Raw genomic sequence first — 17,875 nt, forward strand, 5'->3', positions numbered from 1 at the left:
TACGGAAATCTCTCCTACTCGAGGCGGTGCGGGATGCGTGCGGTGCGGATCGAGGAGTTCGGCGGGCCGGAGGTACTGGTTCCGGTCGAGGTGCCGGACCCGGTGGCCGGGCCCGGACAGGTGCTCGTGCGGGTCGCGGCCGCCGGCGTGAACCGCGCCGACGCGCTGGTGCGGGCCGGCCGCTACCACCGCGCGGGGCGCCCGCCGCTGATCCCCGGCGTGGAGGCGGCCGGCACCGTGGCGGCAGTGGGGGAGGGGGTGACCGGCTTCCGGGTGGGGCAGCGCGTCATGGCGCTCGACGGCATCGACTCACCCGGCTTCTACGCCGAGTCGGCCGCCGTGTCCGCCACGCAGGTGACCACGCTGCCCGACGGCGTGGACCTGACCGAGGCGGCGGCCCTGCCCGTGGCCTGGCTCTCCGCCTGGTACTGCCTGCGCAGGCTGGCCAAGGTGGCTCAGGGTGACACGGTCGTCGTCAAGGCCGCCGCGAGCGGCGTGGGCACCGCGGCGGTACAGATCGCCGCCGAGGCCGGCGCCCGGGTGGTCGCCCTCGCCGGATCGGCCGAAAAGGCGGCGTGGGCCGGGCGGTTCGGGGCGGCCGATGTCGTGGACACCTCCCGGCACGCCGACGAGGCCGAGGTCGAGGAGGTGCTGCGGCTGACCGGCGGGCGCGGCGCCGACGTCGTCCTCGACACCGTCGGCGGCCGGGCCTTCGGGCGCAGCCTGCGCGAGACGGGGCACGGCGGCCGGGTCGTCGCCCTCGCCAACGTCGCCCTGGAGCAGAGCATCCTCGACACCCGCGACTTCTACCCGAAGAACATCGCGATCCTCGGCTTCCAGCTCACCAACCTGCAGATCCACGGCTGGGACCCGCGCCCGGACCTGCGCGAGCTGGCCGAGCGGGTGGCCGCGGGCGTCTACCGGGTGCCGGTGGAGACCGTGCTGCCGCTGTCCGAGGCGCGTGCCGCGCACGAGCGGCTGGAGAGCCGGGACAACCGGGGCAAGATCGTGCTCACCCCGGGCGGCTGACCGGCCCCCGGAGGGTCAGGCGCGGAGCTTGTCGAGGAACGCGGACAGGTTGCCCACCGTGCGGGCGACCTGCTCCTCCAGGGTCAGGCTCTCCTCGAAGCGGCTTCCGGACTCCGGCACCTTCTTCCCGCGCACGTACAGCGAGCACGCCAGGTCCGTGCACATGTACACCCCGACCGAATTGCCCTCGCGGCCCGCCGCGCCCGCCTTCCGGGCGGTCATCAGTGACACCCCGCCGCCGGGATGCGTCGTCAGACACACCGAACACATGCTGCGGTGCAGGAACCCGCGGCGCGCGGCGGGGAAGCGCAGGGCCACACCGACGGGCCGCCCGTCCCGCTCGGCGACCAGATAGCTCCGGTCGGGTGCGCCGGGATCCCGCCAGCCGAGGAAGTCCAGGTCGTCCCACGGGTGTTCACCGAGGTCGCGTGGGACCGCGAGGCGCTTGGCCTCCCCCTTGGAGCAGTTGATGAATGAGTTGCGGATGTCCTGCTCGGTGAGGGATCTCATCAGGTGGGGTCCTTCCGGATTCCGTGGCATGAACCTAGAGGGTCTAGCTTCATGCCTAGCCTAGATAGCCAAGGGGGGGGCGGGCCAATGGATTTCCGGGATGTGCTGCCGCCGCGCGCCCGACGGGCGGTGAACCATGTGGCCGCGGGGGCGTCCGGGCCGCCGCTCGACCCCGATGCGCGCATCACCCTCAACTTCCACCCGGACCGGCTGTCCGCCGGGGTGCCGATCCTCGACGCGCCGGCCCGGGACGGTGCCTACCACTCGCAGTTCGTCACCGGCACCAGCGACGGCGGGCTCACCGCACACCCGGGCGGCGACCGCCGGCGCCGGGAGAGCCGTATCTTCGGCGGCGCCCACGACGACGCGGACCCGGCGGAGCGCCCGGTGTACGGCGCCCTGAACTTCCGCCGCCGGACGGTAGGCGCGGCCCCGCGCTTCGGCTCGTCCCACCTCAGGCTCACCGGTCCCGCCCTGACCCGGGCCACCTTCTGTTACCCCGACAGCGCCGCCGAGCCCACCGACTTCGGCGTGGCATCGGCCATGCCCCTCGTCGCGCTCGCCGAGGCGGACGAGCGGGACGCCCTCGACGACTGCATCGAGGGCCATGCGCACGGCGGTGTCCTGCTCGACCGGGACGTCGAGGCGCTCGTGCTCGACGCGAGCTACCGGGGCACGCCCGAGACGGCGGCCCGGCGCCTGTCCCTCCCCTCGCATGGCACCCCGGTTACCGGCTCACGGTCGCGGAACTGCGCCGCCACGCCGACTACCGCGGCCCGCGGTAGGCCGACCTCGGTGCCCGGATCGCCGGGCGCGGCCTGATCACCCCGCGCGTCATCGGCGACGCGGCCCGCACCGGCCGCCACGACCTCCAGGACCTGAAGAGGGTGTGGCACACCCTCGCCCGCTTCGGGGCACCCGAGGGCGCGGGCACGGCTTATTCCGGACCGGGCCGCGCCGACCTCGCCTCCGGCGGCCACACCCCCGGTGCGAGCACGCCGAGGGCGTAGGCGCGGGCGACCAGTTCGGTGCGGTTGGCCGCCCCCCAGCGGGCCGACAGACGCCGTAGGTGATAAGTGACACCGTCCTTGCTCAGGCCCAGCTCACGGGCGGCCCGGTCCGTGGTGGTGCCCCCGGCCAGCAGCGCCAGGACCCGGCCCTCCACCTCGGTGACGGGCGCGGGCTCCGGTTCGGGACGGGCGGTGCGCTCGCCGTGAACCCACAGCATGACCAGCAGCGCGGGTGTCTGGTCCGTGCTGTCGCTCACGGGATCCGCCGTCAGTTCCCCGTACCGCTCCGCACCACCGGGCGCGCGCCAGCGCACGGACACCTGGTAGCGAGAGCGGCGCCGCATCCGCAGCGCCTCGGCGATCCGCTTCACCTGCGTGGCCTCCTGCGGCCGGAACAGCTCCAGCACGTCCCGGCCCTTCAGCCGCCCCGGCGTCGTACCGCACTCGGCGGCCATCGCCGGGTTGGCGAGCACGACCGAGCCGTACACGTCACACACCGCGACCGGTACCGAGACCCGGTCGAAGAGGGTCAGCGCCCGGTTGCGCCAGACCACCGCGTCGGCCCGCTCCGCCTCCACCCGCACCTCCCGATGTCCCGCCCGGCCTCGGCGGACAGCCGGGCCGGCGCCCACTTCACGGGCCCCGCGGAGCGGTGTCAAGTCGGCCGTGCCGGTGTCGTGCAAGCCCCCATGCCGACTTTTGACTGCACGATCGTGTAGTGCCGCGGCCCGCACCCCCCTGGCCCGTCGACCACCCTGGAACTCAGGACATCCGTTCTGCGAAAGGCAGTTGTCGCGCCATGCCCCCCACCGCACTGCACCCCGAGCCGGCCGGTACCCTGCCCGGCGTCCCCGTCGTGGACATCACCGCCACCGGGCCCGGACACACCCCCATCCAGCAGGTCATGGAGCTGATGCGCGCCCACGGACCCGTCCTGGTGCGCCGGCTGCACGGGCGCGACGTCCTGATGGTCGGCGACGCCGACCTGGTCGCCGACCTCGCCGACGAGGAGCGGTTCGCCAAGCACATCGGGCCCGCCCTGGAGAACGTGCGCGCCTTCACCGCCGACGGCCTGTTCACCGCCTACAACGACGAGCCCAACTGGGCCAAGGCGCATGACATCCTCATGCCCGCCTTCGCGCTCGGCTCGATGAAGACCTACCACCCGGTGATGCTGAAGGTGGCCCGCCGGCTCATCGGCTCCTGGGACCGGGCCGCCCGCGCCGGGCAGCCGGTCAACGTCCCCGACGACATGACCCGTATGACCCTCGACACCATCGGACTGGCCGGATTCGACTACGACTTCGGCTCCTTCGAGCGGGCCGAGCCGCACCCCTTCGTCGAGTCCATGGTGCGCTGCCTGGAGTGGGCCATGACCCACCTCGCCCGCACCCCGGGCAAGGACTACACGGAGGCCGACGCCGCGTTCCGCGCGGACGCCGACTACCTCGCCGGGGTCGTGGACGACGTCATCGCGGCCCGCACCGGCACCGACCAGAGCGGCGCCGAGGACCTGCTCGGGCTGATGCTCACCGCCCGCCATCCGGCCGACGGCACCACCCTGGACACGGCCAACATCCGCAACCAGGTGATCACCTTCCTGATCGCCGGCCACGAGACCACCTCCGGCGCGATGTCCTTCGCCCTGTACTACCTCGCCAAGCATCCGAGCGCGCTCCGGCTCGTCCAGCGCGAGGCCGACGCGCTGTGGGGCGACACCCCGGACCCCGAGCCGACGTACGAGGACATCGGCCGTCTCACCTACACCCGACAGGTCCTCAACGAGGCGCTGCGGCTGTGGCCGACGGCCGCCGCCTTCAGCCGGCACGCCCGCGAGGACACCCTGCTCGGCGGCCGGATCCCGCTGCGCGCCGGACAGGGCCGTCACCGTGCTCGCCCCGATGCTGCACCGGCAGCCCGTGTGGGGCGACAACCCGGAGCTGTTCGACCCGGAGCGCTTCACGCCCGAGGCGGAGGCCGCCCGCCCGGTGCACGCCTTCAAGCCCTTCGGTACCGGTGAACGTGCCTGCATCGGACGGCAGTTCGCGCTGCACGAGGCGACCATGCTGCTGGCGATGCTGGTCCACCGCTACCGGCTGCACGACCACGCCGACTACCGGCTCACCGTGAAGGAGACCCTCACCCTCAAGCCCGAGGGCTTCACCCTCACCCTGACGCCGCGCACCGACACGGACCGGGTGCACGCCCCGCTGCCGGGCACCGCGACCGCCGCCGGCGCCGAGGGCCCCGCCCCGGACACCCTGCCCGTCGGGGTACGCCCCGGCACCCGTGCGCTGTTCCTGCACGGCAGCAACTACGGCACCTGCCGCGCCTTCGCCGCCCAGCTCGCCGACGAGGCCGCCGCCGTCGGCTGTGTCACCGAGGTCGCCGCCCTGGACGACTACGCCGACGGCCTGCCCACCGACCGGCCCGTCATGATCACCGCCGCCTCCTACAACGGCCGCCCCACCGACGACGCCACCGCCTTCACCGCATGGCTCGACGGCACCCCCGACCTGACCGGCGTGACCTATGCCGTCCTCGGCGTCGGTGACCGCAACTGGGCCGCCACCTACCAGCAGGTGCCCACCCGCATCGACGCCCGCCTCGCCGAACTCGGCGCCACCCGGCTGACCGACCGGGCCGCCGCCGACGCCTCCGGCGACCTGACCGGCACCGTCCGCGACTTCACCACCCGGCTGCGCACCGCCCTGCTCCAGGAGTACGGCGACCCCGACGCCACCGCCGCCGAGGAGCCCGCGACCGGGTACGAGGTCCGCACCTTGACGGGCGGCCCGCTGGACGCCCTCGCCGAGCGGCACGGGCTGGTGCCGATGACCGTCACCGAGGCCTACGACCTCACCGCGCCGGGCTACCCGCGCACCAAGCGGTTCCTGCGCATCGCCCTGCCCGACGGTGTCACCTACCGCACCGCCGACCACCTGACCGTGCTCCCCGCCAACGCCCCGGACCTGGTGGACCGCGCCGCCGCCGCGCTCGGCGTCGACCTCGGCACCGTCCTGGACATCCGGGCCGGCCGCCCGCGCCGCGACGGACTCGCCACCGACCGCCCGGTGACGGTACGGCACCTCCTCACCCACCAGGTCGAGTTGCAGGAACGCCCCACCGCCCGGCAGCTGGCCCTGCTCGCCGAGGCCAACCCCTGTCCGCCCGAGCGCGCCGCCCTCGCCGCCCTGACCGGTGACGACCCGCGCACCCTCGTGGAGATCGTCGAGGACCACCCCTCCCTGCGCGGCGCGCTCGACTGGCCGCACCTGCTCGATCTGCTGACCCCGATCCGGCCCCGCCACTACTCCCTGTCCTCCTCCCCGGCGGCCGACCCGCGCCACGCGGACCTGATGGTCTCCGTCCTGGACGCTCCCGCACGGTCCGGCAAGGGCCGCTACCGGGGCACCGGCTCCGGGCATCTGGCGTCCCTGCTGCCCGGCGACACCGTGTACGCCCGCGTCCAGCCCTGCCGGGAGGTCTTCCGGATCGACGGCACCGCGCCCGTCGTGATGGTCGCCGCGGGCACCGGCCTGGCCCCGTTCCGCGGAGCGGTCGCCGACCGCGCCGCGGCCCGTGCCGCGGGCGCCGAACTCCCTCCGGCGCTGCTCTACTTCGGCTGTGACGCCCCCGACGCCGACTTCCTGCACGCCGGTGAACTCCGCGCCGCCGAGAGCGCCGGAACGGTCGGTCTGCGCCCGGCCTTCAGCGCCGCCCCCGAGAACGGCGCCCTCTTCGAGCAGCACCGCATCGCCGCCGAGGCCGACGAGGTCTGGGACCTGCTGACCGCGGGGGCCCGCGTGTACGTCTGCGGCGACGGCTCCCGGATGGCCCCCGGCGTGCGTGAGGCGTTCCGCGCCCTGTACCGGGAGCGCACCCCCGGCGCCGACGACACGGCGGCCGTACGGTGGCTGGATTCGCTCGTGGCGGACGGGCGTTACGTCGAGGACGTGTACGCCGCGGGGTGATCCGCCGCCGAGAGGCCGACCGGGTGTGCGCTCCACGGGCGGGCTCTAGCGGGCGCTGCCGATGGTGCGGTCGGCCTCGGAGCCCTGGAGCATCAAGGTGGTCTCCTCGATGCGGCTGAACCGGCCGTCGGGCGCGAGGTCGGCGAAGAGGTAGACCTCCGTGGTCACGGTCGAACCGTCCTTCTTCGTGATGTACACGGTGTGCCGGTCGGCGTACTTGCCGCCGTCGTACAGCTCGTCCTGCACCTCGACGTGGCCGTCGGCGACGAGGGTGCGCACATGGGTGATGTGCTCGACGAACTCCGCGCGGTCGGCCCACTGCCCGTCGGTGCGCTGACGGTACTCCGGGGTGAAGTGACGGTCGGCGGCCTCCTGCACGGTGAGGTCGGTGTTGAAGATCAGGTCGGTGAGGGCGGCCTTGACGCCGGTGCGGTTCATGGGAATCCCTTTCGAGGACAAGGAAGAGAAATGCGTGCGCCGCGCACGCTTCGCCTCGACTGTAGCACCCAATGCGTGCGTTGCGCACGCTATTCTTGAGGGGTGACGAACGACGTAGGACACGACATCGCCAACGCGCTGGGCATCCTTCTGCGGCGCACCGCGCGCGCGAAGCTGCACAAGGAGCTGACCCAAGGCATGGGTGAGGGGGTGGACGAGCTGACGTACCCGGTACTCAGCGCGCTCGCCCGGACCGGGCCCCGCAGTGCGGCCGACCTCGCCCCCGACGTCGGCCTCGACCGCTCCGGCGTCACCCGCCGGGCCTCTCGCCTGGAGGTCGCCGGTCTCGTCCGCCGTGAGCCGGATCCCGCCGACCGGCGCGCCCATCTGCTCGTCCTCACCGAGCAGGGCGAACTCGCGGTGGCGGAGCTGCGTACCCGGCTGGCGGACCGCATCATGGCGAGCCTGTCCTCGTGGCCGCCGGGTGAGGCGGAGGCCTTCGCCCGCCATCTGCGCCGCTTCACGGTCGAGGGGCCCTTCGCCTGAGGGGTGACGGCTGGACCTCTGCGCGGGGTGCGCCTCCTGTGCGGCGGTCCATTCATGCGTGGGCGTTCCGTCACGTCGTCAGGATCCGTTCCGTCCCGGTGTCGACGCTTTGTTCCGCTGTGTCGGCCCCGGGTCGGGGAGGCTGACGGTCGTGGGAGGCGGTGAGGACGCCCCAATCGACCCGATCCGTACCGCCCTGACTTAGCTCATTACATGAAATAAGGGTTGGTGGAATGTCGCGTCCACCCGCTTCCCAGGGGTATGTTGCAGGTCGGGACACGGTTGAGGGGAGCCACATGACGGGGCGGAACGGGCGCACGGTGCGCGATCTGAGACGGAGCAACCGCACGGCCGTGCTGCAGCGGCTGTACTTCGACGGCCCCCTCAGCCGTTTCGAGCTGGGCCCGATCACGGGCCTGAGCTCCGGCTCGGTCAGCAATGTGGTCGCGGACCTGGTGGCCGACGGCCTGGTCGAGGAGGCCGGCAGCGTCGACTCCGACGGCGGCCGCCCCCGCACTCTGCTGCGCGTCGCCCCGCACAGCGGACAGATGATCGGCGTCGACGTCGGCGAAACCCGCGTCCGGGTGGAGCTGTTCGACCTGACGCTCACCGAACTCGCCCGCACCGAACGCCCGCTGACCCAGCAGGGCTACGACGCCGACGTCATCGCCGGTCACATCCGCGACGGCATCACCGAGGTCCTCACGGCCGAGGACGCCTCGCCCGAGCGGCTGCTCGGCGTCGGCGTCGGCGTGCCCGGCATCGTCGAGCACACCGCCGGACAGGGCGCCGTCGTGCACGGGCAGACCATCGGCTGGGACGCGGTCCCGCTGGAGGAACTGCTTCGCTCGACCTCCCAACTGCCGGGCGCTGTCCCGTACTTCATCGACAACGGCGCCAAGACCCTCGGTCAGGCGGAGATGTGGTTCGGCGGGGGGCGTGGAGCCCGCAACGCGGTGGTCGTGCTCTTCGGCTCCGGAGTCGGCGCCTGCCTGGTGAGCCCCGAGGTGGAGCACGGGCGGGCCCTGGAGTGGGGCCATCTGACTGTACGGGTCCGGGGGCGCCGCTGCCGCTGCGGTGCGCCGGGCTGCCTGGAGGCCTACGCGGGCGCCGAGTCGCTGCTGGCCCGCTGGCGTGAGGAGGGCGGGCGCCCGCCCAAGGGCACCGACGAGGAGACCGCGCTCACCGCGATGCTCGCCGCCGCCTACCCGCCCGAGGGCAGGGACCCCGACCCCGTGGCGCTCGCCGTCCTGGAGGAGGCCGCCGAGTATCTGGGTGCGGGCCTGTCCGACCTGATCAACCTCTTCCAGCCCGAGCGGATCCTGATCGGCGGCTGGGCCGGGCTCCAGCTCGGCACCCGGTTCCTGCCCGCCGTACGCCGCCACGCGACGACGTACGCCCTGCGGTACCCCGCCGAGAAGGTGACCATCGACCTCGGCCGGCTCGGCCCCGACGCGGTCACCGTGGGCGCCGCGATCCTGCCCCTGGCCGACTTCTTCGCCCGCGGCGGCCGCCGTGCCGAACCGGCGACCGAGGACCGCCACCCCGCCTGGCGGGCCGCACTGGAGGAACGCGCACCGCGCTGACCCGGCTCACCTGTGCGCGGGCATGGGAAAGCCCCGGCCGTGATCGGGGGAATCACGGCCGGGGCGGCCGAGCGGTGGGCGCGGACGGCGGTCGCCTCCCGGCGAAAGGCGCCACAGGGCTTCAGTCGAACGATCGTCCCTGTGGGCAGAAGGTGAGGCCCGGGGACACTGTCCCATCCGCACCCAGGCCTTGTTCAACGGGCAACCATCCGGGGGTGTTCCAGACGAACTCCGTCACCCGCGTCACGCTGTTCGGTGCTCAGACCGGCGTACGACCCCCATGGGTCCACGCCAGCAGTTCCTCCGCCGTCCAGGTCGTCACCACCCGCTCGGCCGGCACCCCGCACTCCTCGGCCCGCGCACACCCCAGGATCTGCCAGTCCAGCTGACCTGGCGCATGCGCGTCGGTGTCGATCGAGAACAGCACCCCGGCGGCCACGGCCCCGCGCAGCAGCCGTCTCGGCGGGTCCAGCCGCTCGGGACGGCTGTTGATCTCCACCGCCGTGCCCGACTCGGCGCAGGCGGCGAACACCTCGTCCGAGTCGAACTCCGACTCCGGCCGCCCGCGTCCCGTCACCAGGCGCCCGGTGCAGTGGCCGAGCACGTCGGCGTGCGGATCGCGGACGGCGGTGACCATGCGGCGGGTCATCGAGCGGGCGTCCATCCGCAGCTTGGAGTGCACGGACACCACGACCACGTCGAGCCGGGCCAGCAGCCCGGGCTCCTGGTCCAGCGAACCGTCCTCCAGGATGTCGCACTCGATGCCGGTGAGCAGCCGGAACGGCGCCCACCGCGCATTCAGCTCCGCCACCACCTCCAACTGCTCGCGCAACCGCTGCGGCGACAGGCCCCGGGCCACGGTCAGTCGGGGGGAGTGGTCGGTCAGCGCGGTCCACTCATGGCCGAGCCGGGCCGCGGCCCGCCCCATCTCCTCGATCGGACTGCCGCCGTCCGACCAGTCCGAGTGGGTGTGGCAGTCCCCGCGCAGCAGTGCCCTGAGCTCCGCTCCGCCGCCGTCGGCCGGCGGCGCGGCGGTCTCCTCCTCCAGCGTGCGCAGATAGCCGGGCAGCTGCCCGGCCAGGGCCTCCCGCACCACCTGCGCGGTCTTCGGGCCGACCCCCTTCAGCGACTCCAGCGTGCCCGCCGCCGCGCGCTCGGCGACCTCGCCCTCGGGCAGCGCGGACAGCACCCGGGCGGCGGTACGGAAGGCCCGTACCCGGTAGGTGGGCGCCAGCGACCGCTCCAGCAGGAAGGCGATCCGGTCCAGGGCCGCGACGGGATCCATGGTCACCTCCACCTCGCCATGCCCCTCCAGGGTTCCCCGGCGGGGCCCGCCCCGCACGCCCGCGGCCGCCGACGGTCCGTGACCGTCCGGGTCGTGCCGCGCCCGGCGCTCTCCCGGACAGGCCTCGCGGACAGGTCGTCGGCCCGGGTTGCGTTCTACGCTCTATTGCATGACCGAACAATCAGCTCCCTATATCTCCCATCCGCGGGTCATGGTCCTCGGGCTCTGCCCGGGCAAGCCGGGTGAGCCGCCCTTCAGGATCCTGGAGATCGACGGTCAGGTGGTCGGTTCGGCCACTTCCATCACCGATGTGCTGGAGGCGGCCGCCTCCCACGGCATCACCATCCACGACCTGGACGACCCGGACATGGTGCGCTTCGTCGGCGGTGACAAGTACACCTGGACGCTGCACTGAGCGGACTGCTCAGCCGACCGTCCACTTCTGGTTGGCGCCGCCCGAGCACGTCCAGATCTGCAGCCGGGTGCCATTGGCCGAGCTGTTCCCGGTCGCGTCCAGGCACTTGTCCGCCTGCGGGTTGACGATGTCGTGGGCCGCCGAGACGGCCCACTTCTGGTTGGGGCCGCCCGTGCAGTCCCACAGCTGGACGGTCGAGCCGTCCGCCGTGCCGTTGCCGGTGACGTCCAGGCACTTGCCGAGCGCCCGGATCGTGCCGTCCGGGCCGACCGTCCACTGCTGGGCTCCCGTGCCGTTGCAGTCGTAGAGCTGGACCGGGGTCCCGTTGGCGGAGTTCGCGCCCGCCACGTCGGCGCACTTGCCCGCAAGGCCCCGGATCGGGACACCGGCCGCGCTGTCGCTCGTCGTCACCGACACCGAGTCCACCACCAGCTGCTGCGGGAACTGGGTGGAGCCGTCCGGGTCGCCCGGCCAGTACCCGCCGACCGCCAGGTTCAGGATCAGGAAGAACGGCTTGTTGAACACCCAGGTCTTCCCGCCCAGGTCGGCGGGGGTGCGCCGCTGGTAGACGTTGCCGTCCACCGACCAGGTGATCGAGTCGGGCGCCCAGTCGACGGCGAAGGTGTGGAACGCGTCCGCGAAAGCCTGCCCGCCCGGCAGGGTGTAGCCGGCGCCTATGCCGCCCGAGCCCGAGTAGCCGGGGCCGTGCATCGTCCCGTGCACGGTCGAGGGTTCGAAGCCGACGTTCTCCATCACGTCGATCTCGCCCGAGTCCGGCCAGTTGACCGGTGTGCCGAGCATCCAGAACGCGGGCCACATGCCCTGCCCGCGCGGGATCTTCATCCGGGCCTCGACATGGCCGTACTGGGCGTTGAACTTCCCGGCGGTGTTCATCCGGGCCGAGGTGTACTGGCAGCTGCCGTACCAGCACTGGTAGCCCGCCGGGTTCTCCTTCCGGGCGGTGATCACCAGATGGCCCTGGCCGTCCAGGGCCGCGTTCTTGGTGCCGGAGGTGTAGTACTGCCGCTCGTGGTTGTTGACGTTGTCGCCGGTCTCCAGCGTCCACTTCGAGGCGTCGACCCCGGAGCCGGCGGGCCCGTCGAAGGAGTCGGAGAACGTGGCGACGGCAGCGGCCGCCGGGGCGGCGGTCTGGGCCCGGGCCGGGCCGACGGCGGCGGAGCCGACCAGGGCGGCTGACAGCGCGGCATACAGGCATCTGCGGAGCAGGCGGGGGGAGGCCATGGCTCTCCGTTCGGTGTGGGGGGTGAGATGCCTCTTGATTTAAGGAGTGAGATAAGTGGGCGTCAATACCTTGGTCCGAACCTGTGTCCGACGAAGGCTCCGCCCGTGATCCTTTCCGACTCCCATGCTCCGAAGGGTGGTTGCGGGCGTAGGCGCCAGTGTGCGGCTGCCCGGACCGGTGCCGTACCCCGGTCCGTCGTTTCCGTTCGCGCTCCCGGGGCATTCGGGTCCCGGGCCCGCGGAGGTGACGGATGGTCAGGCGTACGGCCCTCCTCGCCGCCGCGCTGTGGGGGTGGCCACCGGCCCGGTCACGACGGCACCGCCAGTAGCATGATCGGCGCAGCCCGTGCTGATCATGCGAGGAGCGGATCGTGCGAGACATCGCCGTTTTCACCGGCAGTGCCCATCCCGAACTGGCTCAGGAGGTCTGCGCCCACCTGGGCGTGCCGCTCAGCCCGACCCGGGTCAGCCGGTTCGCCAACGACTGCCTGGAGGTGCAGCTTCAGTCCAACTGCAGGGAGCGGGACGTCTTCCTGATCCAGCCGCTGGTCAGGCCGGTGCAGGAACACCTGGTGGAGCTGCTGCTGATGTGCGACGCGGCCCGGGGTGCCTCCGCGGCCCGGATCACCGTCGTCATGCCGCACTACTCCTACGCCCGCTCCGACAAGAAGGACGCGCCCCGCATCTCCCTCGGCGGACGGCTGGTCGCCGACCTGATGGTGGCGGCGGGCGCGAGCCGGGTCCTCGCCATGACCCTGCACGCCCCGCAGGTCCACGGGTTCTTCTCGGTGCCGGTGGACCACCTGCACGCGCTGCGCGAACTGGCCGCGCACTTCAGGCAGTACGACCTGTCACGCACCACGGTCGTCTCCCCGGACCTCGGCAACGCCAAGGAGGCCGCCGCCTTCGCCCGGCTGATCGGCGCGCAGGTGGCGGCCGGTGCCAAGCAGCGGTTCGCGGACGACCGGGTGACCATCAGCTCAGTGATCGGCGATGTCGCGGGCCGGGACGTCATCGTGCTGGACGACGAGATCGCCAAGGGCAGCACGGTGATCGAACTCCTGGAGAGACTGCGGGAGTCGGGGCCGCGCTCGATCCGGGTGGCGTGCACACACGGCCTGTTCGCGGCCGGTGCGCTCAAGCGGCTGAGCGAGCAGCCCGACGTGCTGGAGATCGTGTGCACCAACACCGTGCCGGTGCCCGTGGACGGACACGAGGGGTTCGCGGACAAGCTGCGCGTGCTGTCCATCGCGCCCGCCCTTGCCGAGGCCGTGCGCCGCATCCACAACGGGGAGTCCGTCAGCGCCCTGTTCGACGACCCCACGGGCGCCTAGACAACGCCGCCGCGCCGCCTCCCCTCGACGCCTGGCCGGCTGGACGCGGCCTCGGGCTGTTCCACGGCCGCGTCCAGGGACGGCTGCGGCGGCAGCAGCCGGGACAGACCGGTCACCCGGAAGACGCGCAGGGTCAGCGGGTGGGTGCACACCAGGTGCAGCCGCCCGCCGCGCTCCAGCACCCGGCCGCGGGCCCGGTACAGCAGCCGCAGCCCCGAGCAGTCGAAGAACTCGACGGCCCGCAGGTCGATCACGATCCGTGCGCCGGGCCGGTCGGTGACCCGGTCCAGGGCGGGAGTGATCTCCACCGCCGCCGCGATGTCGATCTCGCCGCGGAACTCCAGCACCGTGTGCCCACGGTGCTCGTGTACGCGCAGATGCCGGGTGAGCGGTGTGGGCTCCTGCTGCACGACGGCACCACCTCCCACCCGCGCCCGGAAAACCGTTTCCCGATCGTCAAGTTACCCTCGATGGAAGGAATTTGAGCATGTTCGATTGACATATGTCTTCGAGTTTGGCGCGTGTCGCTCCGTGGCAGGGGCGAGAATCGTCCCTTCGTGCGGATCGGCCGGGCGGTGCGGGACATGGGCATGGGCCGGATCACCCGGCCCACGCCCGTCCACGGAACCCCAGGGGCTCAGTCCACCAGCAGCACCAACTTGCCCGTCGTCCGGCCGGTGTCGCCCAGCTCGTGCGCCTTGGCGGCATCGGCCAGCGGGAAGGCCCCCGCGATCGTGGCCCGCAGCTTGCCCTGCTCCATCAGGTCCGCGACCGCCCGCATCCCGGACCGGTCGGCGTCCACCAGCATCCGCAGCGCCCGCACGCCGAGCCGCTCGGCCTCCTCGTGGAAGTCCTGGGACCCGATCGGCAGGATCGACACCACGACCCCGCCCGGGCGCAGCACGCGCAGCGACCGTACGGAGGTCTCGTCGCCCAGCGTGTCCAGCACCACGTCGACGTCCCGCACCGCCTCGGTGAAGTCGGTGGACCGGTAGTCGATCGTCTCGTCCACGCCGATCTCCCGCAGGAAGCCGTGCTTGCCCGCGCTCGCGGTACCGATCACATACGCGCCGAGCGCCTTGGCGATCTGCACGGCCACGTGCCCGACACCGCCCGCCGCCGCATGCACCAGCACCCGCTGCCCGGGCCGCAGGCCCGCGTGCTCCGTCAGTGCCTGCCAGGCGGTCAGCGACACCAGCGGCAGCGCGGCCGCCTGGATGTGGTCGACCGAGGTCGGCTTGGGCACCAGGGCGCGGGCCGGGGCGATCACGTACTCGGCGTGCGAGCCGTGGCCGAAGGGATAGGGCAGCATGCCGAAGACCTCGTCACCGGGCCGGAAGGCGGCCACGCCGACCCCGGTCTCCGCGACCTCGCCGGAGACGTCCCAGCCGAGGACGAACGGCGGCTCGCCCAGGAACCCGCCGGTCGCCCGGTGCTTCCAGTCGGTCGGGTTGACCCCGGCGGCCCGCACCCGGACCAGCACCTCGTTGGGGCCCGGCGTGGGCCGCTCGACCTGTACTTCCTTCAGGGCCTCGGGATCGCCGAGGACGTCCTGGCTGATGGCACGCATCGTGTTCACATCGCTCATGGTTCACCAGCCTGCCCGGGTCCGTGCGCCCGGGAAATGGCAGGATGGCCAACCTTCGATAGGATCGTGCCATGCGTGGAACAGCGAATCCGGAGCGCGTGGTCGTCCTGGCCCTCGACGGCGTCTACCCCTTCGAACTGGGGATCCCCAGCCGGATCTTCGGCGCGGCCGACGGCCACTACGAGGTGCTGACCTGCACGGTCGACGGCGGTCCCGTGCGCACCAACGCCGACTTCGGCATCACCGTCGACTACGGCCCCGAGATCCTGGAGACCGCCGGCACGGTGGTCGTCACCTCCATGCCTCCCACCCACATCCCCACCGATCTGCCCGACGAGGTAGCCGCCGCGCTCGCCCGTATCCGCCCGGACGCGCGGATCGTCTCCATCTGCACCGCCGCCTTCGTCCTCGCCGCGGCGGGCCTGCTCGAAGGCCGCCGGGCCACCACCCACTGGCAGGTGGCCGACCTGTTCCGGCGCAGGTACCCGCATGTGGACCTGGACCCGGACGTGCTCTTCGTGGACGACGGCCGGATCCTCACCTCGGCCGGAGCCGCCTCCGGTGTCGACATCTGCCTGCACATCGTCCGCACCGACCACGGCAGCGAGCTGGCCAACGCCGTCGCCCGCCGCTGCGTCGTGCCCCCGTTCCGGGACGGCGGCCAGGCCCAGTACATCGAGCAGCCGGTCCCGGAGAGCGGCGCGGCGAGCACCGCCGCCACCCGCGCCTGGGCGCTGGAACGGCTGGACGAGCCGCTGACCCTCTCCGACCTCTCCCGGCACGCCCGGATGAGTCTGCGCACCTTCGCCCGCCGCTTCCACGACGAGGTCGGTCTCAGCCCCGGCCGCTGGCTGATCCAGCAGCGCGTCGCCCGCGCCCGGCATCTGCTGGAGTCCAGCGACCTGCCGGTGGACCGCATCGCCGCCGAGGTCGGCTTCGCGACCGGCGCCTCGCTGCGCCAGCACCTGCACGCCACGATCGGGGTGTCCCCGCAGACCTACCGGCGCACGTTCCAGCAGGCCCGCTGACCTTCGAACGTTCCGGCCCGCCCCGGCGTCCGAGGACCGGAAACAGTGGCGAGGAACAGGGGTGGGCATGCGCGCGGGACTCGTGGCGGTGGCGGTACTGGCGGCCGTGACGGCGGTGGGGTGCGACGACGGCACGGGGGTGCGGGTGGTGGGGGGCACGCCTCCGCCCACCCCGTACAGCGGACCGCCGCACGTCCCCGTCAAGAGCCCGGACGGCCACAGCACCCGTGTGCTGCGGGTGGCCTCGGGGGCCGCGGGCCGGGCGCTGGAGTGCGACGGTGAGATCTTCGAGGGCGGCGGCCCCGACGGCTGGGGCAGGGCCGAGGGAGGCGATACGCCCGAGGCGGGTCCGAACCTCTGCTTCGGCATGTTCCGTCCCGCGCGGCCCGACCACGGCTACCGCGTGGAGCGCGGGGAGGCGGACCGGGTGCTGTACTCCTTCGACGTCGAGGGACGCACCGAGCTGGCCGTCGGGGTGGCCAAGGACCAGAAGGGCCGGCCCGGTTGGGGACCGGAGACCAACGCCTCCCGCGATCCCGCCGAACTGCCCGCGACGTTCGCGGCCGCCCAGGGCGGGGGAGGTCTGGACGGACCGCGACGGCAGCCGGGTACCGGTCAGCCGGCTCAGCGGCTCGACCGGCCCGGAACACCGCGGCCGGCAGTCGGCCCACTTCCTCGAACTGGACCACCGCACGTACGTCCGTGACCCCGAGGGCGTGCTCGGCGCCGACGGGCTGCTCGAGGCGCCGTACCGTGAGGACGTCCGCATGCCCGCGGACCCCCTCGACACCGGATGCCACCACCGCGGCCGGCACCTGTGGCTGACCGGTGACAAGGACACGCCCCACGTCCGCACCGCGGACGGAGCGGAGGCCTGGCCGCGGGCGAAGCGCGGCGTCGCCTGCCGGTGACCGGTCACCGGCTGCGGTGCAGCGCGACCAGCAACTGCCACACCTGGTCCGCCGCCTCCTCCGGTGCGGCCTCCAGCAGCCCGTGCAGCCAGTCCGCGAGGACCCCGGCGAAGGTCGCCGCCACCGCCGAGGCCACCAGCGGGGCGTCCGCCGCGCCCGCCAGCTCGCGCTCGGCGAGGCTGCGGGCCCTGAGGTCCCGGTGCAGCACCCGGCCGAGCGGCCCGCCCCCGCCGGGCGCGAGCAGCGACCGGTACAGGGCCGCGTGCGGGGCGAGGCCCGCGAAGAACTCCCGCAGGGCCGGCGGGGCGTTGACCGGATCGGGCCGCCCCCGCCAGGCGTGCAGCGCGTCCACCGCCTGGCGTACGACGTCCGCGCACGTGTCGACCGCGAGCGCCTCCAGCCCGTCGTAGTGCACATAGAACGTGGCCCGGCCCACCCCGGCCCGGCGCACCAGCGCGGCCACGCCGACCTCCTCCAAGGGGTGCTCGGCGCACTCTTCGAGCAGGGCCGCACGCAGCCGGGCGCGGGTGCGGGCGGCCCGCGGGTCCTCCTGGGGCGCCCGGGTCATCGCGCGGCGAGGACGGCCGCGAGGGCGAGCGCACCGGGCAGCGCCTGGGCGAACAGGATGCGCCGGTTGGCCGTGACCGCGCCGAACACGCCCGCCACCACGACACACGACAGGAAGAACACCCGCACCCGGAACCCGGTCGGGTCGGCCGCGAGGAGCCCCCACATCAGGCCCGCCGCCAGGAAGCCGTTGTACAGGCCCTGGTTGGCCGCCAGCGGCGCGGTCGCCCGGGCCATCTCCGGGTCGAAGCCGTGCAGCCCCCGCCCCGGCTTCTTCTGCCACAGGAACATCTCCAGCACCAGGATGTACACGTGCAGGGCGGCCACCAGGCCGACCAGGACGTTCGCCACGATCTCCACGACCAGCGACCTCTTCTCTTCATGGACAGATGTCCAGGATAGCCGGACACCT

At 73.0% G+C, this 17,875-nt stretch carries 17 protein-coding genes and 2 pseudogenes; 10 read left to right on the top strand and 9 right to left on the bottom strand.

What is annotated here, in order from left to right; translation table 11 throughout:
* The first annotated feature begins 33 nt into the window (after positions 1-33).
* On the top strand, positions 34-1,029 hold the full coding sequence (locus AVL59_RS17310; protein ID WP_067305108.1) for a quinone oxidoreductase family protein: 996 nt from the start codon (positions 34-36) through the stop codon (positions 1,027-1,029).
* A gap of 15 nt (positions 1,030-1,044) precedes the next feature.
* Here AVL59_RS17310 and AVL59_RS17315 read toward each other — a convergent pair whose 3' ends face one another.
* Entirely contained in the window at positions 1,045-1,539 is a 495-nt protein-coding gene (locus tag AVL59_RS17315) for an FBP domain-containing protein (RefSeq protein ID WP_067305111.1), read from the bottom strand.
* Between the two features lie 87 nt (positions 1,540-1,626).
* On the opposite strand from AVL59_RS17315, the pseudogene AVL59_RS17320 reads away from it, so the two are divergent.
* A pseudogene (locus tag AVL59_RS17320) lies at positions 1,627-2,549 on the top strand (DUF3626 domain-containing protein).
* On the opposite strand, the gene AVL59_RS17325 reads toward AVL59_RS17320, so the two are convergent.
* Positions 2,477-3,127: a PAS domain S-box protein gene (locus AVL59_RS17325; RefSeq protein WP_067305114.1), complete on the bottom strand. Its 651-nt coding sequence runs from the start codon at positions 3,125-3,127 to the stop codon at positions 2,477-2,479. The pseudogene AVL59_RS17320 and the gene AVL59_RS17325 overlap by 73 nt on opposite strands.
* Positions 3,128-3,348: 221 nt before the next feature.
* Here AVL59_RS17325 and AVL59_RS17330 point away from each other — a divergent pair.
* Positions 3,349-6,523: pseudogene (locus AVL59_RS17330) on the top strand (bifunctional cytochrome P450/NADPH--P450 reductase).
* Between the two features lie 45 nt (positions 6,524-6,568).
* Here the strand turns inward: AVL59_RS17330 and AVL59_RS17335 are convergent.
* A complete protein-coding gene (locus AVL59_RS17335; RefSeq protein WP_067305117.1) occupies positions 6,569-6,961 on the bottom strand; it encodes a nuclear transport factor 2 family protein in 393 nt (130 codons plus the stop codon).
* 102 nt (positions 6,962-7,063) lie between these two features.
* Between AVL59_RS17335 and AVL59_RS17340 the strand changes: the two genes are divergently transcribed.
* Positions 7,064-7,507 (top strand): MarR family winged helix-turn-helix transcriptional regulator, encoded by a 444-nt coding sequence (locus AVL59_RS17340; protein WP_067305119.1) that lies wholly within the window; start codon positions 7,064-7,066, stop codon positions 7,505-7,507.
* Positions 7,508-7,803: 296 nt separating this feature from the next.
* Positions 7,804-9,093: an ROK family transcriptional regulator gene (locus AVL59_RS17345; protein ID WP_067305122.1), complete on the top strand. Its 1,290-nt coding sequence runs from the start codon at positions 7,804-7,806 to the stop codon at positions 9,091-9,093.
* A gap of 259 nt (positions 9,094-9,352) precedes the next feature.
* Here AVL59_RS17345 and AVL59_RS17350 read toward each other — a convergent pair whose 3' ends face one another.
* Positions 9,353-10,378, bottom strand: a complete 1,026-nt coding sequence (locus tag AVL59_RS17350; RefSeq protein WP_067317391.1) for a PHP domain-containing protein — start codon at positions 10,376-10,378, stop codon at positions 9,353-9,355.
* A 169-nt stretch (positions 10,379-10,547) separates the two neighbouring features.
* On the opposite strand from AVL59_RS17350, the gene AVL59_RS17355 reads away from it, so the two are divergent.
* Positions 10,548-10,793, top strand: a complete 246-nt coding sequence (locus AVL59_RS17355; RefSeq protein ID WP_067305125.1) for a hypothetical protein — start codon at positions 10,548-10,550, stop codon at positions 10,791-10,793.
* 9 nt (positions 10,794-10,802) lie between these two features.
* Here the strand turns inward: AVL59_RS17355 and AVL59_RS17360 are convergent, their stop codons facing one another.
* A complete protein-coding gene (locus AVL59_RS17360) occupies positions 10,803-12,035 on the bottom strand; it encodes a ricin-type beta-trefoil lectin domain protein (protein ID WP_067305128.1) in 1,233 nt (410 codons plus the stop codon).
* 371 nt (positions 12,036-12,406) lie between these two features.
* Here AVL59_RS17360 and AVL59_RS17365 point away from each other — a divergent pair, with 371 nt between their 5' ends.
* Positions 12,407-13,369 carry a ribose-phosphate diphosphokinase gene (locus AVL59_RS17365; RefSeq protein ID WP_067305131.1) on the top strand — a complete coding sequence of 321 codons (963 nt, stop codon included), beginning with the start codon at positions 12,407-12,409 and terminating at the stop codon, positions 13,367-13,369.
* Here the strand turns inward: AVL59_RS17365 and AVL59_RS17370 are convergent.
* Complete coding sequence (locus AVL59_RS17370) at positions 13,366-13,779, bottom strand: anti-sigma factor antagonist (RefSeq protein ID WP_099053291.1); 414 nt, start codon at positions 13,777-13,779, stop codon at positions 13,366-13,368. The two genes, AVL59_RS17365 and AVL59_RS17370, sit on opposite strands and share 4 nt — an antisense overlap.
* A gap of 227 nt (positions 13,780-14,006) precedes the next feature.
* The gene (locus tag AVL59_RS17375; protein ID WP_067305137.1) at positions 14,007-14,957 is read right to left on the bottom strand and encodes an NADP-dependent oxidoreductase; all 951 of its coding nucleotides are present in this window, start codon (positions 14,955-14,957) and stop codon (positions 14,007-14,009) included.
* Positions 14,958-15,028: 71 nt separating this feature from the next.
* Here AVL59_RS17375 and AVL59_RS17380 point away from each other — a divergent pair, with 71 nt between their 5' ends.
* The 3 genes from AVL59_RS17380 to AVL59_RS56020 all read left to right on the top strand — a co-directional run bounded on the left by AVL59_RS17380 (position 15,029) and on the right by AVL59_RS56020 (position 16,896).
* Entirely contained in the window at positions 15,029-15,985 is a 957-nt protein-coding gene (locus AVL59_RS17380) for a GlxA family transcriptional regulator (protein ID WP_067305140.1), read from the top strand.
* Positions 15,986-16,052: 67 nt separating this feature from the next.
* A complete protein-coding gene (locus tag AVL59_RS17385; protein ID WP_308281818.1) occupies positions 16,053-16,691 on the top strand; it encodes a hypothetical protein in 639 nt (212 codons plus the stop codon).
* Positions 16,692-16,752: 61 nt separating this feature from the next.
* Positions 16,753-16,896, top strand: a complete 144-nt coding sequence (locus tag AVL59_RS56020; RefSeq protein WP_308281817.1) for a hypothetical protein — start codon at positions 16,753-16,755, stop codon at positions 16,894-16,896.
* A gap of 4 nt (positions 16,897-16,900) precedes the next feature.
* On the opposite strand, the gene AVL59_RS17390 is transcribed toward AVL59_RS56020, so the two are convergent.
* Positions 16,901-17,464 carry a TetR/AcrR family transcriptional regulator gene (locus AVL59_RS17390; RefSeq protein ID WP_067305143.1) on the bottom strand — a complete coding sequence of 188 codons (564 nt, stop codon included), beginning with the start codon at positions 17,462-17,464 and terminating at the stop codon, positions 16,901-16,903.
* Positions 17,461-17,823 carry a DUF1304 domain-containing protein gene (locus tag AVL59_RS17395; RefSeq protein ID WP_067305145.1) on the bottom strand — a complete coding sequence of 121 codons (363 nt, stop codon included), beginning with the start codon at positions 17,821-17,823 and terminating at the stop codon, positions 17,461-17,463. The genes AVL59_RS17390 and AVL59_RS17395 overlap by 4 nt, the downstream gene beginning before the upstream one ends.
* Positions 17,824-17,875: the final 52 nt, after the last annotated feature.

This window comes from Streptomyces griseochromogenes (genome assembly GCF_001542625.1).
In the GTDB taxonomy this organism is placed as follows: Bacteria; Actinomycetota; Actinomycetes; order Streptomycetales; family Streptomycetaceae; genus Streptomyces; species Streptomyces griseochromogenes.